Here is a 21,207-nt window from a genome sequence, read left to right on the forward strand (position 1 = left end):
GCTTTATTTTTGCCTTGCAGACTGGCGACCTCAACAACAAGAGGCCCGGCAATGAGCGAGCAATATCTGGACAGGCTGGACTGGCCCCGGCTGGAACAGCAACTTGATCAGGACGGTTGCGCCGTCGTCCCGTCACTGTTGAGCCACAAGGCTTGTGATCAGGTCAGCGCCTTGTACCCTCGAACCGAGCCTTTTCGCTCGCACGTGGTGATGGCTCGCCACGGTTTCGGCCGAGGCGAATACAAGTATTTCAGCTACCCGCTGCCGGAACTTGTGGCCCGTTTGCGCAGTGCGCTCTACCCGCGCCTGGTGCCCATCGCCAATCGCTGGCAGGAACAAATGGGTTTGCCCGACCGTTTTCCCCAAACCCTTCAAGCCTTCCTCGAACGCTGTCATGCCGCTGGTCAGAACCGTCCGACACCGTTATTGCTGCAATATGGTCCGCAGGACTACAACTGTTTGCATCAGGATTTATACGGTGAGCATGTTTTCCCACTGCAAGTAGCGATTCTGCTGTCGGAACCCGAAGAAGACTTCACCGGTGGCGAGTTTGTCCTGACCGAACAGCGCCCGCGAATGCAGTCACGCCCGATGGTCATCAGCCTGAAGAAAGGCGACGGGCTGATCTTTGCCGTCAACCAGCGGCCGGTCAAAGGCGTTCGCGGTTACTATCGCGTGACCCTACGCCACGGCGTGAGTCGCCTGCACAGTGGCAAACGGCATACCCTTGGAATCATCTTTCACGATGCGTCATGAGCCCATGAATCCGCTGACTTTCGATCTGTTTGCCAATGCAGAGCCCGAGCAACAACCCAGGCGCGAGCAGATCGGTGAACAGTCCTACGTACTGAGAGGTTTCGCCCTGCCCTGGCTGGAACGCTTGCTGCCCGCCCTGGAGTCGGTGCTGGTAGCCGCGCCGTTTCGGCAGATGGTCACGCCCGGCGGCTTTACCATGTCGGTCGCCCTGAGCAGTTGTGGCCAATTCGGCTGGACCACTGACCGCAATGGTTATCGGTACACCCGCGATGATCCACAGACCGGCCGGCCCTGGCCAATGATGCCCGAGGTGTTTGTGCAACTGGCGCAAGGGGCGGCACTGGCAGCGGGTTTCGCCGATTTTGCACCGGATTCCTGCCTGATCAACCGCTACGTCCCCGGGGCAAAAATGTCATTGCATCAAGATAAGGACGAACACTCCTACGCAGCCCCCATCGTTTCAGTATCCCTGGGCTTACCGGCGATGTTCCTGTTCGGTGGCTTTGCACGCGGCGACAAAAGCCAGCGCATCCCCCTGCTACATGGCGACATCGTGGTCTGGGGTGGCGTGGATCGCCTGCGTTATCACGGCGTGTTGCCGATCAAGGACGGCCATCACCCGAGACTGGGCGAGCAACGCATCAACTTCACCTTTCGCACTGCCGGATAAAGGCTGCGAATTTGACCGCAAGCGCCGGAGTGTGTGGGAATTGCCCCATGGTTAATGTGCAGGCAACTCCTCAAAGGACGTGACGCCATGACTACCCAATCGACCAAGATCTCCACCGAAAACGATCCGCGCTGGGCCGCCGTGGTTGCGCGCGATCCCAAGGCTGACGGACAGTTTGTCTATGCCGTGAAGACCACAGGCATCTATTGCAACCCCAGCAGCCTCGCGCGCTTGCCCAAGCCGCAGAACGTCGAATTCTTCGATAGCGCCGAACAAGCCCGGGCCGCGGGTTATCGTCCGAGCAAACGCGCAACAAAGGATCAGAGCGAACTCGCCGCGCAACATGCCGCCACCGTGGCCGCCGCCTGCCGCCAGATCGAGGCCGCCGAAACGCTACCTGCGCTAGGCGAATTGGCCGATGCGGCAGGGTTGAGCAGTTTCCATTTCCATCGTGTGTTCAAAGCCGTCACCGGCCTGACGCCCAAGGGTTACGCCGATGCCCATCGCTCACGCAAGGTGCGTGAACGCCTGGCGGACGGCGGCTCCGTGACCGATGCCCTGTATGACGCTGGCTTCAACTCCAACAGCCGGTTTTATGAAGCGGCAGACCAACTGCTGGGAATGAAACCCGGGGACTACCGCGCCGCCGGTCAAAACAACGACATTCGTTTTGCCGTTGGCCAGTGTTCGCTAGGCGCGATTCTGGTGGCGCAAAGTGAGCGCGGGGTCTGCGCGATCCTGCTGGGCGATGATCCGCACCAACTGGTCTGTGATCTGCAAGACAAGTTCCGGCGCGCCAACCTGATTGGCGCCGATCATGAATTCGAGCAATTGATTGCCAGGGTCGTCGGCTTTATCGAGGCGCCGGCCATTGGCCTTGATTTGCCTCTGGACGTACGCGGCACGGCGTTTCAGGAGCGTGTCTGGCAAGCGCTGCGAGAGATTCCCGTTGGCAGCACTGCCAGCTACGCCGATGTCGCTCAACGCATCGGCTCGCCGAAAGCCGTTCGCGCCGTGGCCCAGGCCTGCGGGGCGAACAGCCTGGCCGTGGCGATCCCGTGCCATCGCGTGGTGCGCAGCGACGGCAATCTGTCGGGCTATCGCTGGGGTGTCGAGCGCAAACGCCAGTTGCTGGAGCGCGAGTCGCCGTGATCAGCGATTCACATCCACCACCACGCGCCCGCGCAACTGCCCGGCCAGCAAGCGCGGCGCGGCGTCGATGGCTTCGCTCAAGCCGATTTCGTGACTGATCAGCGGCAACAGGTTGAAATCCAGATCCCTGGCCAGGCGACTCCAGGCTTCCACCCGTTTGGCTTTGGGCTGGGTCACGCTGTTGATACCGGCCAGGGTCACACCGCGCAAAATGAACGGTGCAACGGATGCCGGAAAGTCCATGCCTTGCGCCAGACCGCAGGCCGCGACCGTGCCATTGGCTTTGGTGCTGGCGCAAGCGTTGGCCAGGGTGTGGCTGCCGACCGAGTCGATGACTGCCGCCCAACGCTCCTTGGCCAACGGCTTGCCTGGCTCGGACAGCGTGGCCCGGTCGATGATTTCGCCAGCACCCAGTTGCTTCAGGTAATCATGCTCCGACGTCCGTCCGGTAGACGCGACCACCCGGTAGCCGAGCCTGCTCAGCAACGCGATGGCGAAACTGCCGACGCCACCGTTGGCACCAGTAACCAGGATTTCACCCTGTTCAGGCGTCACGCCATTATGCTCAAGGGCCAGGATACACAGCATGGCCGTGTAGCCCGCCGTACCGATGGCCATCGCCTGGGCAGCGGTGAATGCCTTGGGCAGCGGAATCAGCCAGTCACCATTAAGGCGAGCCTTCTGCGCCAGTCCACCCCAATGCCCTTCACCCACGCCCCAGCCATTGAGCAGGACCTGGTCGCCGACCTTGTAGTCCGGATGCCCGCTGACTTCAACGACACCGGCCAGGTCGATGCCCGGCACCATCGGGAATTTACGCACCACCGGGCTGCTGCCGGTGATCGCCAGGCCATCCTTGAAGTTCAGCGTGCTGTAGGCAACACGCACCGTGACATCGCCTTCGGGTAACTGATCGTCCTGGATCTCTTGCAGCGTGGCCCGGTAACCGCTGTCGTCTTTGTCGATCAAAATACCTTTGAACATTACGGCCTCTCAATGGATTCAGTCTGGTGGTGATGCAATTGAAATAACACATGGCAGCAGATTGGCGTACACGACTTTAAGCCAATCTGCCAATTCCATAACTCCTCCCAAGTGATGAATCACTCCTTCGGTGGTGGGGGCTGGAGGCTTGCACCGACGCTGAAAAAAGCCTCACCTGCAGAAATGGCGACTGGCCTTGCGCCAGTCGTTGCGTTACAAATCCTGTTCTACCGTCCCTGCCCTGCTTCAACGTCGGAGAACACAGCACATGAACCAATGGCCAGATACCCGCATTCTTGATCTGCTCGGGATCGAACTGCCGATCATTCAGGGGCCAATGGCCGGTGCCACGAACTCGTCCATGGTGATTGCAGCCTGCAACGCCGGCGGCCTGGGTTCGATGCCGGCAGCGATGCTCAGCACGGATCAACTGCGCGAAGAACTGAAAACCATCCGCCAACACACCCAGCGCCCGATCAACGTCAATTTCTTCTGTCATCAGCCTCCAGCCCCTGATGAACAGCGCGAGCAGGACTGGAAAAACCTGCTGCAACCCTACTACCAGGAACTCGGCGCCGATTTCGATGCGCCAACCCCGGTGTCCAACCGGGCACCGTTCGATAACGCGGCCTGCGAAGTGGTCGAAGCGTTTCGCCCTGAAGTGGTGAGCTTTCACTTTGGCCTGCCGGAAAAATCCCTGCTCGACCGGGTGAAAGCCACCGGTGCGAAAGTGCTGTCCTCGGCCACCACCGTCGCAGAAGCCGTGTGGCTGGAGCAGCATGGTTGCGATGCAATCATTGCCATGGGCTACGAGGCCGGAGGCCATCGCGGGATGTTTCTCAGCGATGACCTGAGCAGTCAGGTGGGGACTTTCGCCCTGGTGCCGCAAGTCGTCGATGCGGTGAAGGTGCCGGTGATTGCCGCTGGCGGCATCGCTGACGCACGAGGCGTCGCCGCCGCCTTCATGCTGGGCGCTTCGGCAGTGCAGGTGGGGACGGCATACCTGTTCACGCCAGAGGCCAAGGTCAGCCCGTCCCATCACAAAGCTTTGCGCACCGCCAAAGAAAGCGAGACGGCCGTCACCAACGTGTTCACCGGTCGTCCGGCCCGGGGCATCCTCAATCGGGTGATGCGTGAACTGGGGCCCATGAGCGCCAAGGCCCCGGCCTTCCCCCTTGCCGGTGGCGCGCTGATGCCTCTGCGGGCCAAAGGTGAAGCGGACTTCAGCAACCTCTGGGCCGGCCAGGCCTTTACCCTCGGGGTCGATTTGACCAGCGCGGCACTGACTCGACAACTGGCTGAAGAAGGATTAGCGAGACTGCTACGTCACTCTTGAGCAGCACTTGCGTTAAAACTGTATACAGTTTTGTGATGGCACATTCCGTTTTAAGGTAATTCGCTATATATTTTTGTACATAACGACTAACCTGCTGCAATTGCCTTTAACGGAGCCGTTTCATGGCCATTCGCGTTTCACGCTCTACCCCTGCCTGCCTCGCGAGCCTTCTCGCCATATTCGCCTTCGGCTCAGCCCAGGCGGACGAAGTCCAGGTGGCCGTCGCCGCCAACTTCACCGCGCCCATCCAGGCCATCGCCGCTGACTTCGAAAAAGACACCGGGCATAAACTGGTCGCATCCTTTGGCGCCACCGGCCAGTTCTACACCCAGATCAAAAACGGCGCGCCGTTCGAAGTGTTCCTCTCGGCAGACGACAGCACCCCGCAAAAACTTGAAACCGAAGGCGACACTGTCAAGGGGTCGCGCTTCACTTACGCGGTCGGCACGCTGGCACTGTGGTCGGCCAAGGAGGGCTACGTCGATGCCAAGGGCGATGTGCTCAAAAAGAACGAGTACCGGCACCTGTCCATCGCCAACCCGAAAGCTGCACCGTATGGCCTGGCGGCGACCCAGGTGTTGGCCAGGGAAGGTCTGACTGACAAGGTCAAAGCGAAGATCGTTGAAGGCCAGAACATCACCCAGGCCTATCAGTTCGTCTCCACCGGCAATGCCGAGTTGGGTTTTGTCGCCCTGTCGCAGATCTACAAGGACGGCAAGATCACCAGCGGTTCGGCCTGGATCGTTCCGGCCAGCCTTCACGACCCGATCAAACAGGACGCTGTGATTCTCAACAAGGGCAAGGACAACCCGGCCGCCAAGGCGTTGGTTGACTACCTCAAGGGGCCGAAAGCGGCAGCTGTCATCAACGCCTACGGTTACGAAATCTAAATGTCGCTATCGAGTGCCGATTATTCCGCCATTTGGCTGACCCTGAAACTCGCGTCCCTGACGACTGTCATCTTGCTGATTGTCGGCACTCCGATTGCGTTATGGCTCTCGCGCACCCGCTCCTGGTTGCGCGGCCCGGTCGGGGCGATTGTTGCCCTGCCCCTGGTGCTGCCGCCGACAGTGATTGGTTTTTATCTGTTGTTGGCGCTCGGCCCTCACGGGTACATCGGCCAGCTCAGCCAATCACTCGGCCTTGGCACCCTCACCTTCAGTTTTGCGGGGCTGGTCATCGGTTCTGTACTGTATTCGATGCCGTTCGTGGTCCAGCCGCTGCAAAACGCATTTTCCGCAATCGGCACGCGTCCACTCGAAGTGGCCGCGACGCTGCGGGCCAATCCCTGGGACACCTTTTTCAGCGTAACGCTGCCCCTGGCCCGCCCCGGTTTCATTACCGCGGCCATTCTCGGCTTCGCCCACACCGTCGGCGAGTTCGGCGTAGTGCTGATGATCGGCGGCAACATTCCCGAGAAGACCCGCGTGGTCTCGGTGCAGATCTACGATCACGTCGAAGCCATGGAATATGCCCAGGCCCATTGGCTGGCCGGGGTGATGCTGGTGTTCTCGTTTGTCGTCTTGCTGGCGCTGTATTCCAGCCGAAAAACCAAAGCGGGCTGGAGCTGATCGATGATTCAAATGCGCCTGAAACTACGCTACCCGGGCTTCGTCCTGGACGTCGACCTGCAACTGCCGGGGCGTGGCGTCACTGCGCTTTACGGTCACTCAGGCTCCGGCAAGACCACTTGCCTGCGCTGCATCGCCGGCCTGGAACGGGCCGATCAAGGCTTTATCCAGGTCAACGATGAAGTCTGGCAAGACAGCGAAAACAAGCTCTTCGTCGCGCCGCACAAACGCGCGCTCGGCTACGTGTTCCAGGAAGCCAGCCTGTTTCCTCATCTGTCGGTGCTGGCCAACCTGGAGTTCGGCCTCAAGCGCATTCCCAAGTCGCAACGTCGGGTCGACATGGCCCACGCCACCGAGTTGCTGGGCATCAGCCATCTGCTGGACCGGCGCCCACAACACCTTTCGGGTGGTGAGCGACAGCGCGTCGGCATGGCCCGCGCGCTGCTCACCAGCCCGAGATTGCTGTTGATGGACGAGCCGCTGGCCGCGCTGGATGCCCAGCGCAAAAGTGAAATCCTGCCGTATTTACAACGCCTGCACGACGAACTCGACATCCCGGTGCTGTACGTCAGCCACTCCCAGGATGAAGTCGCGCGGCTGGCCGACCATATCGTGTTGCTTAACAACGGCAAGGCACTGGCCAGCGGCCCGATCGGCCAGACCCTGGCGCGCCTCGACTTGCCGCTGGCGATGGGGGACGACGCTGGTGTGGTAATCGTAGGTCGCGTGAGCGCCTACGACGCCGACTATCAACTGCTCAGCCTGCAATTGCCCGACACCACTCTCAACATTCGTGTGCCTCACACACCGATGGATACGGGTCAGACACTGCGCTGCAAGGTCCAGGCGCGGGATGTGAGCCTGAGCCTGCACAGTGCCGAGCAAAGCAGCATTCTCAATCGCCTGCCGGTTACTGTGGTCAGTGAAATGAATGCCGACAACGCCGCCCATGTGCTGATTCGCCTGGACGCCGCAGGCTCGCCGCTGCTTGCACGGATCACGCGTTATTCCCGCGACCAATTGAACGTCCATTCTGGTCAGCAACTCTGGGCACAAATCAAAGCGGTCGCGGTGCTGGCGTAAATCCGGCGGCACCTGAGCCGACGAATTAACCTGCCTATTTTTTGCACGATCACCAATGGCTTCTATAGTTGATCTGTACACGAATCAGCTGCGGAGACGCCATGGAAGACATTTTCGTCGTGAAGCGTTGCAACAGGATCATCATCCATGGCCGCCGTGAGGGTGAATATGACCACCTGCCACCGGATGCCGCAGTCTGGTACCGCATCGCCGATACCCGAACCCAAGGCTTCATCGGAGACGGCTACGATGTTGAAGAAGACGCCCAGCGCATTTGCCGTCAGTTGAACGCCAAATCACAAGTGACAGCCCGACAAAGTTGACGGTCTGTTACCATTTTTTAACGGGTCTATACTGAATGGGTTGAAGGATCAGCGACCCCCAATGGCAGAAAACTCGATCCAGGCGTAATGCTGTTCAGTTAAGGAAATTGCAGGAGCGAGCTTGCTCCGGGCGGCGTTCCGACGATGGACTCAAGAGCGCCGCGTTTAGCCAGTAAATACGCGTTATCGTTAACGACCATCGCGAGCAATCGAGCGTCGACCGGCTGCTCCTACAGAGAGCACATTCGCTTAACTGAACAGCATTACGCTCCAGGCGGGCTTTTTGCTGCCACACCCAGGTTTCTTGAACGGAGGTGTCACCCATGTCCGAAAAAGAGTCCATCACCACCCTGCTCACCTTGCTGGACTCCCGTCAGGCCCGCTTGGCTGCGGCCTGCAAGGAAATTGCCGACTGGGTCGATCATCAAGGCGGGCACCCCACCGCCCTCAGAATTCGTGATCGCCTGAACGACATCGAGAAGGACACGCCGCTGATTCGGCACACGCTGTCGTCACTCAAACCTGTCGATCCGCCTCTGCCTCGGTTCAGATGATCCGTCACGGATTTGCGGTGCGAGGACAGGCCTGACTGGCCGCACGAACGGTGACGTTGACGTCGCCGTGTGTCTGGCTGCCTGATTGACTTTCATCCGCTTCCACGACCCGGCCTGGTGCCGGGATTTTTTGTTGCCCAAAACCAATCGACTCGCACGAGGGCTCAATCGGGCACGGGCTCCATAATCTCGCGCAGGGACATACGCTTGAACGCCTCGACCAGTGCTCGCCCTTCCTCTGGTGCACAAGTGACCGCAAGGCGAATGGTCGCCTCACCCAGGTGCCAGATCAAAAACGCCGATTCCTGAACCTGTTGTTCATCGATATCGGGATATACGCGAAGCATGGCCTGGGCCAGCAGTGCTCCGGCCACCCGGCTCTCCTCCAGTTCCAGTCGCAACAACTGCTTGTCGGCCTGCATGCCGGACCAGATGTCACGCATCACCGGTGTCGCCATCACGATCTCGTAATACAGATCGAGCAACTGCGAATAGGCAGCCTGCAAGCCTTGGGCATCCTCGACAGCCTCCATCGCCTGCGTAATACAACGACGACTTTCAGCGTTGTAGCGTTCGGCCAGCGTGCGGATGACGGTACTTTTGTCGGGGAAATACTGATAAAGGGAACCGATCGAGATCCCGGAACGCTCGGCAATTTCACTCATCTTGAGTTGGTCGCAACCCTTGTCCGCAATCAATTGAGTCGCCACGGTCAGAATCAGCTCCTGACGCTCGCGGCTGCGTTGTTGCGTGGGATTGCGTCGAACCGCTTGCGCAGCAGGCTGTTCGAGGGTTTCAGAGGGCTTTTTGCGCACGAGCGAATTCCCGATCAATAACGTGACATGTACTCACCTTAGCATCGCCGCTCGCCGCGCCCAATAACGGATGCCACACGTCGGGGACTTCGAACCGCTGGGTTGACGACAAAACATGAGCATCTATCATCTTTTAAACGTGAGCATCACTCACATTAACCGATGGAGATGAACGCGATGAAAACCGATCAACCAATCACACTGGTCCTTGGCGCCACGGGCAAAACCGGGCGGCGAATCACACAACGACTCGAGGCGGCCGGCCTGCCCGTTCGCCGAGGCTCCCGTGACGCGAATCCCCCTTTCGACTGGGAAGATCGATCAACCTGGGACGCGGTGATAGATGGCGTTCATGCGGCCTACATTTCCTTCCAGCCTGATCTCGCCGTTCCAGGCGCCCTTGAAACCATTCAGGCGTTCACCGACCTGGCAGTGAAAAGCGGAGTCCGCAAACTGGTTTTGTTATCCGGGCGCGGTGAGATCGAAGCGGAACAGGCTGAACGTGTCGTACAAAACAGCGGGATTGACTGGACGATTCTGCGGGCCAGTTGGTTCTGCCAGAATTTCAGCGAGGCGCACTTTCTTGAACCCATTCTGCAAGGCGAACTCGCACTCCCCGTCGGCAATATCGCCGAACCCTTTGTCGATGCAGAAGACATTGCCGAATGTGCCGTCGCCGCACTGACCCAACCCGGACACACCAACCAGCTCTATGAATTGACCGGCCCTCGGGCGCTGACCTTTGCCGAAGCCGTGACCGAGATCGCCCGTTCCACCCGTCGCAACATCGAATTCGTGGCCGTACCAGCGGATGCCTATCGACAAGCATTGGAACAGGAACAATTTCCCGCGGAGTTGATCGATCTGGTGCTGTATCTGTTCACGACTGTGCTCGATGGCCGCAACACGCCCGTGACCGATGGCGTACAACGGGCACTGGGTCGGCCGGCACGCGACTTTAGCGACTACGTACAGCGCACTGGCGCTACGGGCATCTGGGGAAATGGAAGTCCGACGTAAAGCAGTGGCGAGAACCCGCTTCGTCGACTAGGGTTTTTTGCGTATCGAACTGCGACGCCTTTATTGGCAGGAGCCTGATCAAGGAGAAACCCATGTCACTCAATCGTAGTGCCGAACAAACCTACCGCCAGTGGTCCACCCCGATTCTGCTGGAACTCAAGGAGCGAGAACATCAAATGAACCCGTCAGAGCGTCAGGCTTTGGAAAACGTACTGCTGGAAAGAAGGCTGATCGATACCGGCAACCCGACCGGCAGCGATCGCCGCAAGGCAGACCCAGCGTCCTGAAAAGCATCAGGCAATCACGATCAAGACCGATGTAATGAAGCAGAAACAAACAAGGGTTTGCACAGCATTCGCTCGCAAACCCTTGGTTTCAGATAATGCCGGGCAACGGAATCGATGGCTTTACCGCGCTAAAACCACCCACTGCGCTCGTCTTCCAACTCCTGGCGGCACTGCTTGAGTTCGGCGCTGTAAATCTCTGACTGCTTTTGCACCTTCTGGGCAACCTGCATCAGCCACGGTTTACTGCGATAGGTATTGCGGCTATAGCCCCCACGCCCTTCGTGGTAGGCCAGGTACTGATTGTAGGTGTCCCATTTGGAGATCCCCAACTGACGCTGGGTGCCAGTGGTGTACCAACCGATAAACATGATCGCGTCGTCGAAGCTGTCACGCGAACCACCGTTGCCAGTATCGCCCTTGTACTCGCCCCACACCGGATCTTGAGCCTGCGCATAACCGTAAGCCGAGCTGACTCGCCCCCAAGGGATCACCCAAAGCAAATAGTCACGAGGCGGCAATGCGTCAGCCACGTAGCTGCTTTCCTGCTTCATGATCGCCATGGCCACATGCAGAGGCGTCCCATATTCACTCTGCATTTGCAGCGAGTCCTCGTACCAGTCGGGATACTCACGGTAAATACCGCAGAGATTGCTCTGATCTTTGGGTGGCGTAGTCGTGCAACCTGTCAAAAACATAAACAACAAAGCCAACAGCAAAATTTGTCTTTGTTTCATTCATCACCCTCAAGACTAAGGGCATAAAGTGCCCTCCGATTACTGCAAGGAGCCTGAGTCGGGCAGTTGCAGGCAAAAACTTCAGAAGACATCCATCTTGACCACGTCACCCTTATTGAGAGACTGCTTTGTAAGTCCCTATTGCAAAGCCAGGCCCTGCAAGGACTTCATGCCTGAGGTGATTCTTTTTGCGTGGGCATGACCGGGTAGTCCGTTCGGATGCGTAACGTAATGAACTGGAGCAGAGGCTGGTTTTTGCAGAGTAAAAAAAAAGAGCCTGCATGAGGTATCTCACGCAAGCCCTTGATATTCATGGTGCCGAAGCCGGAATCGAAGCGGTACGCCCTTACGAGCGGGGGATTTTAAGTCCAGGAATAATTATTTATAAATCAGCTGGTTAGATAAACACCCTCACCTCAAAATCACCTTACTGCTTGTCTTGCAGCCCAATAAATACTTGAGTTAAAAAAACTTTGCGGCAAGAAATTCTCCCGCTGTTTTCCTAAATAACATCCCTTCGGCGAGAAGCCGCTACCGGCCGATTCTGTTGAAAAAGTCAGCCATGGTTTGCGCATCGGAAAAGTACGCGTCCGAGATTGAAATTTTTACATTTGGCAGAGGCATCCAGACTCGGATTTCACGTAGCAGCGTGCAAAAAAGGCGTTTTGACCAGTCAATGATCAGGCAGTTTGGGCAGAGCGACTTTTTCAACAGAATCGGCCATAAACGGTCATTCACAGCTGGTGTCCCCCCCGAATGTCGAGGCCAATCACTGCGAAAGGGGTAAATCCTGAGGGTCCTTGCGCGAGTCGCGTCTATAATTTTCCAGATATCGGCCCCATTGGTCAGTGAATGCAAATGCCCTCAGATGACGAGTCGCAGCCCGGTTCTGACGTTCTCTCCGACGAAGCTGACGGTGGCTTACTGCTGACCGCAGAAAATGGCGAGATCGCACAGGTCAACCTCACGTTCTGCCGCTGGTTAGGCTACCGGCGAAAAGAGCTGCTCGGTCGTCACATCCAGGACTTGATGAAACACGAGGGAAGGACGTTCCACAAGATGTACTGGGCGCCCCTCATGCAGATACAGGGCGTCGTGGCTGATGTGAAGTTCGACCTCGTTCACTACAACGGACATTCCATTCCAATGATGCTCAGCGCCATCAGCTGTGAGCATTCTGCTGGCATATTTCATGAAATGACCCTGTTCAAAGCCGCGGATAGCCAAAGGTACGAGCGCGAACTGCTCAATGCTCGAATGCTCGCCGAAAGGCATTTGGCGAAACACCTCAAGGACCAACGCGTACTGGATATGACCCAAGACAAGTTGCGTATCACGTACGCTGCGGCTGAAGACAGAGCCCTGTTCGCCGAGCAGCTTATCGGGATTGTCAGTCATGACCTGCGCAACCCATTGTCGGCGATAAAGATGGCGGCGGAACTGCTGGGCCGCAGGGAGATGGATGCTAAACAAGCACAAATACTTGGCCACATCACCCACTCGGTAGAGCGCGCACAGCGTCTGGTGGCCGATCTGCTGGATTTCACCTTGACGCAAGTCGGGCGAGGTATCTCGGTCCTGCCCAAACCCGTTGATCTACACGAACTGGTGGCCGATTGCCTGGACGAGTTGAGCCTGGCTTTTCCCGGGCATAAGTTGACCCATCTGCGGTATGGGCAAGGTGATTTTTCTGCAGACAGTGATCGGCTCTATCAGCTCATCGGCAACCTGGTCGCCAATGCAGTCGCCTACGGCGCCGCCGATAGAGAAGTCACCGTTTCTACACACGTTGAAGATCAAGCGGTCATTATTACTGTGCACAATTTTGGCACCCCAATACCTGAGGTGTTGCTTGGGGATTTGTTCGAACCGATGATCCGTGGCAGTCATGACAATGCCGAACTCAGAAGTGTCGGGTTGGGTCTGTTCATCGTTCGGGAGATTGTAAGGGCGCACTACGGCGAAGTGGCTGTAACGTCTACTCTCACCACCGGTACAACATTCACTGCAACCTTTCCTCGCACCTTAAATCAGCTTGGATTGCCCCCTCACTCAGCCCCATCGCCCGTCCATTACTAGCCGACGATAGCCTGGCGTGACTGGCCGCTGTAGTTCGGTTGCTGCCTGTTGCGAAGGGCAGCAACCGACCCAGGCTCGCCGTTCTGATGTTGAGCATGCATTCGGTCGAGGCCAATGCGTTACGCGCAATCAAGCACGGCGCAGCGGGATACCTCACCAAGGATATTTCCGCAGCCACCCCGGTTGCGGCAGTTCGCAAGGTGGCCTCAGGCGGCAAGCACGTCAGTCCTGAGCTGGCAGAAAAACTGGTCAACGCTATCGGCAGAGGCGACGGGGCACCCCACGAAGCGTTATCCGACCGGTAACTTGAAGTGCTAAAGCTCCTTGCTTCAGGCGAGAGAATTGTCCGCATCGCGCAGATATTGCACTTGAGCCCGAGTACCGTCACGACGTACCGGGCACGTATCCTGGAAAAAACCGGGATGGACAGCAACGCGAAACTGGCCCGCTATGCACTTGAAAACGGCCTGTTGACTTAGAACACCCTGCCATCCGACGCAGCCGAGTCACTCAATCGTTCTCGGCATCCTCCACGCTCTGCGGTAAACGCCCGGGCATCATTGAATCGTCCTGATTGAACGTCAGGTACGGTTTGACGAACTGTGCAGGAATGATGCGCAGCACATGCCCGGCTTCGCCGAAGCGTCGCCCGATCCAGCCTGCTTGTAGTGGAATCACTACAAGCGCTTGGCCGATATCGCCACAAAGAACTCCGGCTAACGCCGATGGTGGGGTCCGTTCCAATCAGGCACATTTACCTCTCGGAAAATTTCCGTCCGCTGAATGGAGTTGTCTTCGTCAGCGTCTTGTAACGCCATGTCAAAAAAGTCAGGTGAAATCATGCAGGTCACCCACACCGAACCATTGACTGCACTGATGCCAGCCAGAGATACAGGCCCGTTGCGCCTGTTTGTCGTTGAGGATTCGAACGTTGTGCCAGCGCTGCGGCGCACGGTGTCGCCGCAGATCGCGGGCCTGTCACTTGCCGGGGTGTTCCACCGCGCATCGACCGCCATCGCTGCCATCCGGCGTGAACCGCCCGATGTCGTCTTGCTGGACGTCAACCTCGGCGACGGTCAGGGCATGGAAGTATTGCGTGTGGTCGCAGCTGAGTATCCGCGGACAAAAGTCATAGTGGTCAGCAATTGTGCTGATCCGACAGATTGGAGGTACTTCACAAAAGCGGGAGCCTACGCCTTCTACGACAAGAACCATGAACTGGCCATCATGCGCCGCATGTTGGAGCGTTTAGCCCAGTCCTTGTTATCAGAAGATTTTTTCTGCTGGCAATCATTCCCAAATGGGAGCGGTACCCCATGGAACCAATCAGCAAAGAACACGACTTTCTCGCCGTGCTGCGGCACGTCATGTCGCATGGCGTCATCACCTTGCTGGCAGTGGCCATAGCGTTTGCCACGCCGGATGCCGCACGGTTCATTCTCTATGTATGGTGGCCTCGCGTGGAGTTGGACGCCAATCAGCTGCTTGCGACAGAAATCGTGCTGGCCTCAACCTTGATAGTTCTGTTCCATCTGTGCAAACGCGCATGGGACACCGCTGGGAGTATGACTTCGACGCCGCCGACCTGGTCCAGCGGGATGCGACCACTGGCAACGAGACCGGGCGTGCTCCGCTCGGACTCCCCGTCCATGGCAGCCGCTTGAACCTTCTCGTCTGCTTCAGGATATGGATATGCATGTGAGCAAATTGCACGAGTCAGAAAAGACTCTGGAATCGATATTCGTAAGTTGAGCGCGGAGTGCGCGCTGCATTCATGTTGAACCAATGTTCTAACTGGAGGACATTATGATGATAGGTTATTGGTTGTGTGCGTTGCTGTGGGGTGTGGTGTTGCTGGAGGAGATCCAACTCATGCCCCTTCAAGAATGGAAAGACGAGGGTCTGAAAAAGGTTCTGTTGCTGCGCCGGACTAGAACCCGGACCGGCTACTTTATTGCGTTGATCGCGGGCGCCATGTGCCTTTATAGCGAAATACTGGTGGGGCCGGTCGATCAGGGCATTTTCAATCCGGAGCTCATACTTGCCCTGTGTGGTGTTCTTTGGGGTGCTTATCTTTCCGTAGTCTGTATGAAGGGGAAGCGATAAATGCCTGGCTCCATGACGACTGCCGGCCAGTGATATTTCACTATCGTCGGCCGGCTGGGAAACTCCGCCGGTCAGGCGCTCAACTCAGCATTTGAACAGCCGCAGACACGTAGGCAGCCACAGCATCCTTCACCCACACGCTGTTCGGGTTGTCGTGGGACACGTCCAACGTGAGCCGTTGGGCCGCCAGTTTGCCCTTGTTGAAGCGCTCACCGGTCCAGAACGTGTAGGCCTCGTGGGCCATGCTCGACGGCGTCGAAAAATAGGTGCGCAGGTATTGCTTCTGCATCGCCATGCCGCTGGCAACTTTGTTCAGTTCGTTGAACTTGAACGTCCAGAAGAATTCGTCGAAGTAGAAATTGCCGTGGTAGCCCTCGGCGGTGCGAGCGTTTGTGCCCAGAAAGTGCAGCCCGGCGTTAACCGGCAACATTCGAGAGGCGATAGACCAACTAGATCACACCACCGTCGTGATGACCAAGCATTACATCCGTAATCGAAAAGGTAAGAAAGTGACGTCAACAAAGTAGGAATTGCGGCAAGATTCAAAAATTGCGGCAATAAAAAACTAAGGGCCTGCATGAGGTATCTCACGCAAGCCCTTGATATTCATGGTGCCCGAAGCCGGAATCGAACCGGCACGCCCTTACGAGCGGGGGATTTTAAGTCCCGAGGGAAAATCAATCAGACTGGGGCTTCCAATAGGTTTTCCGGACCGCAATCAAGCCTATTGGCTTGCCATACAGCCCAATGTTTCCGCATAACCTTAGAAGATTGCGGTCCAAAAAAACCATGATTCAAGCATCGAAAATGTGCACTCAGGCAGCGTGATAACCATCAGTGATATGCCGATCATGCATACTTCACGCGCTCTACTGGTGTCGTCTCGACCCCAAGCACCCCATGCTTGAAATGGGCATAAAGCCCAGCATTTGCTGAGTCTTCTACTGGCGCTCGCTGCAAACGGTGCCTTACAGAGCCAAACCGAAATTAGCGAATCCCCGAAAAAGTCCCCACACCTTTTTCGGTACTCCCGGGCGTCTGGCCGACCGTAGCCGGAAACGTTCGAGGCTCCCTGCAAATGATCGGCAAAAACGAAGAATTTAGTTGTGTTGCATCGACCGGTTGAATCCACAGCCAATAGTAGTCATTCAGATGCGTCTACGAAATTAGTGGCGATTCAGTTCAAGCCTTCTCTGTGGCGGAAGGTCTCCGACACAAAGTCGATAAAGGCAACCGCGGAAGCTACAGCAAGCCGAGCATGCCGCGGCTGAAGTCCGCGATGTTGGCCGTCTCTCCCATGTCCTGTGCCGTATAGTCCACGCAACTGAGCAAGATTGTTCGTGAGTTGGGTAAGATTCCGAAGAATCAAACGAATGTTATCCGCCCCCTTCGTAGCATCCGTTATGCCCTCTGGGACGAGCTGCAGCTCCTTCGCGACTTTCTTGGTGAGATCGCCGAGATCCTCGGATTTGGTAAATGGAATGGCCCGCTTTGTCAGAATGGATTTGCAGCATGTTTCAATGAGTTCTTTTGCTGTACCAATAGCCAAGGCAGGGTCACGATCAATAGAATTTTCCAGGCGCTCGATTTCCTTCGCCATCCAGCCTGCGTCGAGAGCCTCTGCGACTGTCTTAGCTCTAAGAACGGCTCGGGACGAGCTGCTGCGTTGGTGGAAGGAAAAGCGTGGTCGGCCAGCAATGCGCTCCTCTTCATAGACCTCCCAACCAGTAGATCGAAGCTGATCGTTGAAATGGAGCACTAACTTAAGTGCCTCATCGCGATCGGGACGGACAATTGGATGCACGATCTCACAGAGAAACCGTAGGAACTGCTCCACCGGACCGTCAATCAGCTGAAAGCGAGGATCTGTGTAGACCCAGTCATTTTCCCAGTCATCATTGTTATAGCGATGCTGCCAAATATCACCTGCAGCATCCTTGAACCTACTGTCTGTGGACGGAAGTTGCTGAAGGTCGAACAGACGACTCAAGAACTCGACGTCGTCGAGCTGACCATACCAGGCCACATTTTCCAAACGTAGGCCATCCAAGATGTTAACGCGGACTTGCCGCGGGAGATCTGATGAGTCAGATCTCCAGTCAGTACGTTGTTCTCTTGCCGGCACGATCTTGGCTGAATACCAATCCTGCGTTTCAGGCTCGATAGCAGTCCTCAGTCGAGCTGTAATTTGCTCTTCTAATTGGCTGCGTTTAGCTCCTAGCCGGGCGTAATCCTGAGCGGGCAGCTTGAACTGCACATCACAGATGTTTGTACCTCCATTCCAATTGTCGTAACCCGTCTGTTCAATATGCGCGGGATACTCGCGTACGATGGCAGCAGCTTCGCTCATACCCTCTGCACGCAGGAGCGCGTGGACTGTTGCAAGTATTTGTTCTGTCTGTTCCATCGCACCTGCTCCTATCCTTGCTGGTAATTGCGAAATCTATCTATCCAAGCATAGCGATGTCCTAGCTCTGCAATTAGCGGACATTCGCTCGTAGCCGCTTACGACCCATAGCGATCATCACCTCATCCGCCACTGATATGGATGAGCAAGGCTATGAGAGCCACGAAAGGTGCGAACAGCACCAAGCAGCCGATGGCGAGTGCCAAGCCCCAGGCAAAACCGCTTTCTCCCTTGAAACGACCGCCACTCAGCAGGCGTAGCACGTAAACGCCAATCCGATAAGCCAACAGGTTGATCAAGATGTCAAAGATGAAATCCATTTTCGATCCTGGTGCCTCCTAGGACGCTGTAGCGCTACAGTTCAAATGTCTTCGCCATGATGATCGTACGCTCCGATTCGTGAAACTCGTCTCGGATTTTTTTAAAGCCAAGCGAAGCATAAAAGCCCTCTGCGGTGATTGAAGAGGGAACGCATAGCAGGTTTAAACCTGCGTTTATGGCGATTGATTGAATCCTCTCCATCAGGTGTCTTCCGATACCCTTTCCTTGATAGCTCGGGTCGACAAACACGCTTCGGACAACGTCCTGATCAAGACTCGCTGTTGCGACGATATGACTGTCGACTGTAGCTACGAGTACCTGACGCTCAGTCAACAAATGAAGGATCGCTAAGGGAGAAAAGCTTTGAGCCACTTGATCAATGATTTCGGATGAGTAGTCCTGAGCATTGGACTCGCGGAGAGTGTTGATGATCGTTCGACTAATAGCCGGCGCATCTGCATTCATAGCGTTTCGAATCAGATAATCCATGAAGATAGCTCCTTCCGTGTCATTGCTTGATCGTAGAAGGATTTGGCCTCACAGACAAAAACGAAAAGCTAATGGCTGCTTTTGGCCGTTTCCTCCCCTTCGCGACAGGCAGCAATCGACCGATTCTGTTGAAAAAGTCGGCCATGGTTTCCGCAGCAGAAAAGTATGCGTCCGAGATTGAAATCTTTACTTTCGGCAGAGACTGCTGGACTCGGATTTCACGTAGCAGCGTGCAAAAAAGGCATTTTAACCAGTCAATGACCAGGCCGTTTGGGCTGATCGACTTTTTCAACAGAATCGACCCATAGCAGTCCTTCGCGTCGGGCGGTAGTCGGCCAGAAACAGTCGCCTTCTGCCAACATAGTCAGTCCCAGACATCCCTTGTCAGTGATCAATATCGTGGTCTGTCCCACGATTATTCAAGTCTCTGAGTTGGAGTGGTTTATTTTTTCTGGAGGTTGCTAATTTTCTAGGGCTTGGCCAGAATCGGCTTTGATGTGTAGTACAAGGACGACACTAAATGAGCTTGCTGACCACTTTTGGGCCTCTCCGAGATATTCCCCTAGACAACATCGAGCAGCTAAAGGAAATACTTGTCCGGTCTGACAAGAGCAGAATGCTTGAAGGATTGGTCATTGAGGCTGTGTTCAATGAGTACCTCGGCAAGCTGGTTGCTCAAGGAATCGATGTTTTGCCGGTTTCTCTCGTAAGGACTCTGACGGTAAAGGAAAAGCCACAAAAGAAATTCGTAAACTCTTGGTGGGTGTGGGACCACTCCGAGACCGGTCAAGCAGCAGCGGACCTGTGCCATCTTCTGGCCCCTTCGTCCGGTCAGGGTGAGTTCCTGTTTGATTGCTACTACGACGAGATGAGCCGTGATTTCTTCATTAAGAAATGGGGAGAGCAAACCAACATCCCTATTCAGTCTTTCATGCTGGAAAAGCGAAGGCATTCGGCTCCCCGGTTCAGGATTCCATCGAAGTCGGTAATTGACGAGAATCGATCTCAACAAGCCTTCTGGGCCGGTATTTTCAGCCACTATAGCGATGATCTCTTTAAGCATGTCGTCCTTCATCGGCTGTTTAAAAACTGTGCGATACAACCTTTTTTCGATGGTGTCTGGGACATTGACAGCTTGGCGCGATTGCCAGACAACTCTCTCATGCAGTTAGAGGTAAAGCACAAGTTCCCGCATATTGAGAGAAACTCCGGGAAACTCTCTTTTGGCATTAACAATGGTCAGTTGCAAGTAATGCAGGATTTAGCACGTCGAGGAATCAAGACGCTGCATATGATAATGGTGAAGCCAATCTGGAACAAAAATCTTGGGACGGGCTATCTCTTAAATAGAATTGGCGACCGGAAGAACGTATTGCTGTTGGCAAAGGTATTAGATGCAGGTACGTTGCGCCAGATTCGATCTAGGCAGTCATGGCAGACGGGAGCAGAGCAGTCCTTCACCGGCGAGGATGAACAGAAGGCCCGCTACGTTGGCGCGTCTGAGTTTCAACTCCTTGGAACGCTTGATGATCCAGTTGACGCTGTGGCAAGAAACATCGCCCTTGCCGCCACAGGCGCCCTCAACCAGCCTGTCACTGATCAGCTTTTGATTGATAACCGAATTCAGCGGTAAAAAATACTGGGGAAAGATCACGATATTGATGCTGGCGGGGGAATCCTAGGATGACTCTGATGGCAGCGAGTGACTGCTTCTGGCCGATTCTTCAGATTTCACGTAGCAGTGTGCAAAAAAGCGTTTTAACCAGTCAATGACCAGGCTGTTTGGGCGTACCGACTTTTTCAACAGAATCGGCCGATTGCTGCCCGTTGCCACAGGCAGAAAACGGCCAAAAGGAGACGGTCTTGAAAACCATCGACTGTAACAGGTCCATGAGTTCGACTCCCATCGCCTCCGCCATCTTTATACGACAAAGCCCTGATTATTCAGGGCTTTGTCGTTTCTGAGGTTGGGCAACCCGGTGTGCCGTCAGAGCGATCATTTCCGCATCTTTTCGGCTATTTCCGCAACTCCTCCGGAAACCTCCGGCAATAATCCGCCCTTTCCCCTTTCCCCTTTACTAATGCTCTTCTTCAGCATCCATTACGATGCAGTTCTGATTGGTTACTCTGAAGACACAAGTCAACAAATAGAGGGGCGGCAAACCTCACCAACCCCCTGATTTTCTCTCCATTGCCCCAAAAATTGGCCCAAACATCCGCAATTCTGGCGACCGAATACGCACCTTAAACACCAAGCTTTTCAGATGCTAGGCTTACCTCATTACGGAGGATCCACGATGCCAAACTCTGACTTGCTCCCTTCCCTGCTATTCAAGATCAACGAAAATCAGCTCGCGCTCGAAGCGGCCATCATGGAGCTGTCGAATTGGATAGAGCAGCGGGGCTCAGCTGATGTCGCAGATAACGTGCGCGGATGCATGGAAGCCATCGACAGAAATGAAGAGTTCATAAAAATGACCCTCGCGGTGTTGATGACACCAGATTGACTACTATCGGCCT

At 55.9% G+C, this 21,207-nt stretch carries 26 protein-coding genes, 1 tRNA gene and 1 pseudogene; 18 read left to right on the forward strand and 10 right to left on the reverse strand.

Annotation, left to right across the window (positions count from 1 at the left end; translation table 11 throughout):
• The first annotated feature begins 51 nt into the window (after nucleotides 1–51).
• The 3 genes from KW849_RS18500 to ada all read left to right on the forward strand — a co-directional run bounded on the left by KW849_RS18500 (nucleotide 52) and on the right by ada (nucleotide 2,578).
• Nucleotides 52–756 carry a 2OG-Fe(II) oxygenase gene (locus tag KW849_RS18500; protein WP_218430728.1) on the forward strand — a complete coding sequence of 235 codons (705 nt, stop codon included), beginning with the start codon at nucleotides 52–54 and terminating at the stop codon, nucleotides 754–756.
• Nucleotides 746–1,426: a DNA oxidative demethylase AlkB gene (alkB, locus tag KW849_RS18505; protein WP_218430729.1), complete on the forward strand. Its 681-nt coding sequence runs from the start codon at nucleotides 746–748 to the stop codon at nucleotides 1,424–1,426. The genes KW849_RS18500 and alkB overlap by 11 nt, the downstream gene beginning before the upstream one ends.
• Before the next feature lie 87 nt (nucleotides 1,427–1,513).
• Complete coding sequence (ada, locus tag KW849_RS18510) at nucleotides 1,514–2,578, forward strand: bifunctional DNA-binding transcriptional regulator/O6-methylguanine-DNA methyltransferase Ada (protein WP_218430730.1); 1,065 nt, start codon at nucleotides 1,514–1,516, stop codon at nucleotides 2,576–2,578.
• Here the strand turns inward: ada and KW849_RS18515 are convergent, their stop codons facing one another.
• Nucleotides 2,579–3,562 carry an MDR family oxidoreductase gene (locus KW849_RS18515; RefSeq protein WP_218430731.1) on the reverse strand — a complete coding sequence of 328 codons (984 nt, stop codon included), beginning with the start codon at nucleotides 3,560–3,562 and terminating at the stop codon, nucleotides 2,579–2,581. It lies immediately after the preceding gene.
• Between the two features lie 268 nt (nucleotides 3,563–3,830).
• Between KW849_RS18515 and KW849_RS18520 the strand changes: the two genes are divergently transcribed.
• The 6 genes from KW849_RS18520 (at nucleotide 3,831) to KW849_RS18545 (ending at nucleotide 8,429) form a co-directional block, all read left to right on the forward strand.
• Nucleotides 3,831–4,898: a nitronate monooxygenase family protein gene (locus KW849_RS18520; RefSeq protein ID WP_218430732.1), complete on the forward strand. Its 1,068-nt coding sequence runs from the start codon at nucleotides 3,831–3,833 to the stop codon at nucleotides 4,896–4,898.
• A gap of 122 nt (nucleotides 4,899–5,020) precedes the next feature.
• Nucleotides 5,021–5,788 (forward strand): molybdate ABC transporter substrate-binding protein, encoded by a 768-nt coding sequence (gene modA, locus KW849_RS18525; RefSeq protein ID WP_256357277.1) that lies wholly within the window; start codon nucleotides 5,021–5,023, stop codon nucleotides 5,786–5,788.
• Nucleotides 5,789–6,469: a molybdate ABC transporter permease subunit gene (modB, locus tag KW849_RS18530; protein ID WP_108217419.1), complete on the forward strand. Its 681-nt coding sequence runs from the start codon at nucleotides 5,789–5,791 to the stop codon at nucleotides 6,467–6,469.
• 3 nt (nucleotides 6,470–6,472) lie between these two features.
• Entirely contained in the window at nucleotides 6,473–7,552 is a 1,080-nt protein-coding gene (gene modC, locus KW849_RS18535; RefSeq protein WP_218430733.1) for a molybdenum ABC transporter ATP-binding protein, read from the forward strand.
• A 101-nt stretch (nucleotides 7,553–7,653) separates the two neighbouring features.
• Nucleotides 7,654–7,875 (forward strand): hypothetical protein, encoded by a 222-nt coding sequence (locus tag KW849_RS18540; protein WP_218430734.1) that lies wholly within the window; start codon nucleotides 7,654–7,656, stop codon nucleotides 7,873–7,875.
• A 323-nt stretch (nucleotides 7,876–8,198) separates the two neighbouring features.
• Nucleotides 8,199–8,429: a hypothetical protein gene (locus KW849_RS18545; RefSeq protein WP_056724476.1), complete on the forward strand. Its 231-nt coding sequence runs from the start codon at nucleotides 8,199–8,201 to the stop codon at nucleotides 8,427–8,429.
• 164 nt (nucleotides 8,430–8,593) lie between these two features.
• Here the strand turns inward: KW849_RS18545 and KW849_RS18550 are convergent, their stop codons facing one another.
• A complete protein-coding gene (locus tag KW849_RS18550) occupies nucleotides 8,594–9,244 on the reverse strand; it encodes a TetR/AcrR family transcriptional regulator (protein ID WP_218430735.1) in 651 nt (216 codons plus the stop codon).
• Nucleotides 9,245–9,421: 177 nt separating this feature from the next.
• Here KW849_RS18550 and KW849_RS18555 point away from each other — a divergent pair, with 177 nt between their 5' ends.
• A complete protein-coding gene (locus KW849_RS18555; protein WP_218430736.1) occupies nucleotides 9,422–10,264 on the forward strand; it encodes an NAD(P)H-binding protein in 843 nt (280 codons plus the stop codon).
• A 92-nt stretch (nucleotides 10,265–10,356) separates the two neighbouring features.
• Nucleotides 10,357–10,551 carry a hypothetical protein gene (locus tag KW849_RS18560; protein WP_218430737.1) on the forward strand — a complete coding sequence of 65 codons (195 nt, stop codon included), beginning with the start codon at nucleotides 10,357–10,359 and terminating at the stop codon, nucleotides 10,549–10,551.
• A gap of 128 nt (nucleotides 10,552–10,679) precedes the next feature.
• Here KW849_RS18560 and KW849_RS18565 read toward each other — a convergent pair whose 3' ends face one another.
• A complete protein-coding gene (locus tag KW849_RS18565; RefSeq protein WP_218430738.1) occupies nucleotides 10,680–11,285 on the reverse strand; it encodes a hypothetical protein in 606 nt (201 codons plus the stop codon).
• Between the two features lie 858 nt (nucleotides 11,286–12,143).
• On the opposite strand from KW849_RS18565, the gene KW849_RS18570 reads away from it, so the two are divergent.
• The 3 genes from KW849_RS18570 to KW849_RS31405 all read left to right on the forward strand — a co-directional run bounded on the left by KW849_RS18570 (nucleotide 12,144) and on the right by KW849_RS31405 (nucleotide 13,843).
• A complete protein-coding gene (locus tag KW849_RS18570; protein ID WP_108217368.1) occupies nucleotides 12,144–13,364 on the forward strand; it encodes a PAS domain-containing sensor histidine kinase in 1,221 nt (406 codons plus the stop codon).
• An 86-nt stretch (nucleotides 13,365–13,450) separates the two neighbouring features.
• Nucleotides 13,451–13,669 carry a hypothetical protein gene (locus KW849_RS31400; RefSeq protein ID WP_256357279.1) on the forward strand — a complete coding sequence of 73 codons (219 nt, stop codon included), beginning with the start codon at nucleotides 13,451–13,453 and terminating at the stop codon, nucleotides 13,667–13,669.
• A 6-nt stretch (nucleotides 13,670–13,675) separates the two neighbouring features.
• Entirely contained in the window at nucleotides 13,676–13,843 is a 168-nt protein-coding gene (locus KW849_RS31405; RefSeq protein WP_371319154.1) for a response regulator transcription factor, read from the forward strand.
• Between the two features lie 31 nt (nucleotides 13,844–13,874).
• Here the strand turns inward: KW849_RS31405 and KW849_RS18580 are convergent, their stop codons facing one another.
• The gene (locus KW849_RS18580) at nucleotides 13,875–14,042 is read right to left on the reverse strand and encodes a hypothetical protein (RefSeq protein WP_158273943.1); all 168 of its coding nucleotides are present in this window, start codon (nucleotides 14,040–14,042) and stop codon (nucleotides 13,875–13,877) included.
• Nucleotides 14,043–14,204: 162 nt separating this feature from the next.
• On the opposite strand from KW849_RS18580, the gene KW849_RS18585 reads away from it, so the two are divergent.
• Nucleotides 14,205–14,771 (forward strand): response regulator, encoded by a 567-nt coding sequence (locus tag KW849_RS18585; RefSeq protein WP_218430739.1) that lies wholly within the window; start codon nucleotides 14,205–14,207, stop codon nucleotides 14,769–14,771.
• 399 nt (nucleotides 14,772–15,170) lie between these two features.
• Nucleotides 15,171–15,470, forward strand: coding sequence for a hypothetical protein (locus KW849_RS18590; RefSeq protein WP_108217366.1), 300 nt, complete (start codon nucleotides 15,171–15,173; stop codon nucleotides 15,468–15,470).
• Nucleotides 15,471–15,621: 151 nt separating this feature from the next.
• On the opposite strand, the pseudogene KW849_RS18595 reads toward KW849_RS18590, so the two are convergent.
• The 5 genes and pseudogenes from KW849_RS18595 to KW849_RS18615 all read right to left on the reverse strand — a co-directional run.
• Nucleotides 15,622–15,885 (reverse strand): annotated as a pseudogene (locus tag KW849_RS18595) (terminase large subunit domain-containing protein); the annotation flags it as partial.
• 194 nt (nucleotides 15,886–16,079) lie between these two features.
• Nucleotides 16,080–16,202 (reverse strand) — tRNA-Leu (locus KW849_RS18600).
• Nucleotides 16,203–16,647: 445 nt separating this feature from the next.
• The gene (locus tag KW849_RS18605) at nucleotides 16,648–17,877 is read right to left on the reverse strand and encodes an abortive infection family protein (RefSeq protein WP_218430740.1); all 1,230 of its coding nucleotides are present in this window, start codon (nucleotides 17,875–17,877) and stop codon (nucleotides 16,648–16,650) included.
• 122 nt (nucleotides 17,878–17,999) lie between these two features.
• A complete protein-coding gene (locus tag KW849_RS18610) occupies nucleotides 18,000–18,197 on the reverse strand; it encodes a hypothetical protein (RefSeq protein WP_218430741.1) in 198 nt (65 codons plus the stop codon).
• A 34-nt stretch (nucleotides 18,198–18,231) separates the two neighbouring features.
• Entirely contained in the window at nucleotides 18,232–18,687 is a 456-nt protein-coding gene (locus KW849_RS18615; protein ID WP_218430742.1) for a GNAT family N-acetyltransferase, read from the reverse strand.
• Nucleotides 18,688–19,207: 520 nt separating this feature from the next.
• Here KW849_RS18615 and KW849_RS18620 point away from each other — a divergent pair.
• Nucleotides 19,208–20,320 carry a hypothetical protein gene (locus KW849_RS18620; RefSeq protein ID WP_218430743.1) on the forward strand — a complete coding sequence of 371 codons (1,113 nt, stop codon included), beginning with the start codon at nucleotides 19,208–19,210 and terminating at the stop codon, nucleotides 20,318–20,320.
• A 133-nt stretch (nucleotides 20,321–20,453) separates the two neighbouring features.
• Here the strand turns inward: KW849_RS18620 and KW849_RS31410 are convergent, their stop codons facing one another.
• Nucleotides 20,454–20,579: a hypothetical protein gene (locus KW849_RS31410; protein WP_256357280.1), complete on the reverse strand. Its 126-nt coding sequence runs from the start codon at nucleotides 20,577–20,579 to the stop codon at nucleotides 20,454–20,456.
• A gap of 405 nt (nucleotides 20,580–20,984) precedes the next feature.
• Here KW849_RS31410 and KW849_RS18625 point away from each other — a divergent pair, with 405 nt between their 5' ends.
• The gene (locus tag KW849_RS18625; RefSeq protein WP_218430744.1) at nucleotides 20,985–21,194 is read left to right on the forward strand and encodes a hypothetical protein; all 210 of its coding nucleotides are present in this window, start codon (nucleotides 20,985–20,987) and stop codon (nucleotides 21,192–21,194) included.
• The last annotated feature ends 13 nt before the right edge of the window (nucleotides 21,195–21,207 follow it).

Source organism: Pseudomonas sp. PDM26, assembly GCF_019219185.1.
In the GTDB taxonomy this organism is placed as follows: Bacteria; Pseudomonadota; Gammaproteobacteria; order Pseudomonadales; family Pseudomonadaceae; genus Aquipseudomonas.

Coding starts and splice junctions, on each gene's coding strand:
- KW849_RS18500 (WP_218430728.1), top strand. CDS start 52: ATGAGCGAGCAATATCTGGACAGGCTGGACTGGCCCCGGCTGGAACAG.
- alkB (WP_218430729.1), top strand. CDS start 746: ATGCGTCATGAGCCCATGAATCCGCTGACTTTCGATCTGTTTGCCAAT.
- ada (WP_218430730.1), top strand. CDS start 1,514: ATGACTACCCAATCGACCAAGATCTCCACCGAAAACGATCCGCGCTGG.
- KW849_RS18515 (WP_218430731.1), bottom strand. CDS start 3,562: ATGTTCAAAGGTATTTTGATCGACAAAGACGACAGCGGTTACCGGGCC.
- KW849_RS18520 (WP_218430732.1), top strand. CDS start 3,831: ATGAACCAATGGCCAGATACCCGCATTCTTGATCTGCTCGGGATCGAA.
- modA (WP_256357277.1), top strand. CDS start 5,021: ATGGCCATTCGCGTTTCACGCTCTACCCCTGCCTGCCTCGCGAGCCTT.
- modB (WP_108217419.1), top strand. CDS start 5,789: ATGTCGCTATCGAGTGCCGATTATTCCGCCATTTGGCTGACCCTGAAA.
- modC (WP_218430733.1), top strand. CDS start 6,473: ATGATTCAAATGCGCCTGAAACTACGCTACCCGGGCTTCGTCCTGGAC.
- KW849_RS18540 (WP_218430734.1), top strand. CDS start 7,654: ATGGAAGACATTTTCGTCGTGAAGCGTTGCAACAGGATCATCATCCAT.
- KW849_RS18545 (WP_056724476.1), top strand. CDS start 8,199: ATGTCCGAAAAAGAGTCCATCACCACCCTGCTCACCTTGCTGGACTCC.
- KW849_RS18555 (WP_218430736.1), top strand. CDS start 9,422: ATGAAAACCGATCAACCAATCACACTGGTCCTTGGCGCCACGGGCAAA.
- KW849_RS18560 (WP_218430737.1), top strand. CDS start 10,357: ATGTCACTCAATCGTAGTGCCGAACAAACCTACCGCCAGTGGTCCACC.
- KW849_RS18565 (WP_218430738.1), bottom strand. CDS start 11,285: ATGAAACAAAGACAAATTTTGCTGTTGGCTTTGTTGTTTATGTTTTTG.
- KW849_RS18570 (WP_108217368.1), top strand. CDS start 12,144: ATGCCCTCAGATGACGAGTCGCAGCCCGGTTCTGACGTTCTCTCCGAC.
- KW849_RS31400 (WP_256357279.1), top strand. CDS start 13,451: ATGTTGAGCATGCATTCGGTCGAGGCCAATGCGTTACGCGCAATCAAG.
- KW849_RS18585 (WP_218430739.1), top strand. CDS start 14,205: ATGCAGGTCACCCACACCGAACCATTGACTGCACTGATGCCAGCCAGA.
- KW849_RS18590 (WP_108217366.1), top strand. CDS start 15,171: ATGATGATAGGTTATTGGTTGTGTGCGTTGCTGTGGGGTGTGGTGTTG.
- KW849_RS18605 (WP_218430740.1), bottom strand. CDS start 17,877: ATGGAACAGACAGAACAAATACTTGCAACAGTCCACGCGCTCCTGCGT.
- KW849_RS18610 (WP_218430741.1), bottom strand. CDS start 18,197: ATGGATTTCATCTTTGACATCTTGATCAACCTGTTGGCTTATCGGATT.
- KW849_RS18615 (WP_218430742.1), bottom strand. CDS start 18,687: ATGGATTATCTGATTCGAAACGCTATGAATGCAGATGCGCCGGCTATT.
- KW849_RS18620 (WP_218430743.1), top strand. CDS start 19,208: ATGAGCTTGCTGACCACTTTTGGGCCTCTCCGAGATATTCCCCTAGAC.
- KW849_RS31410 (WP_256357280.1), bottom strand. CDS start 20,579: ATGGACCTGTTACAGTCGATGGTTTTCAAGACCGTCTCCTTTTGGCCG.
- KW849_RS18625 (WP_218430744.1), top strand. CDS start 20,985: ATGCCAAACTCTGACTTGCTCCCTTCCCTGCTATTCAAGATCAACGAA.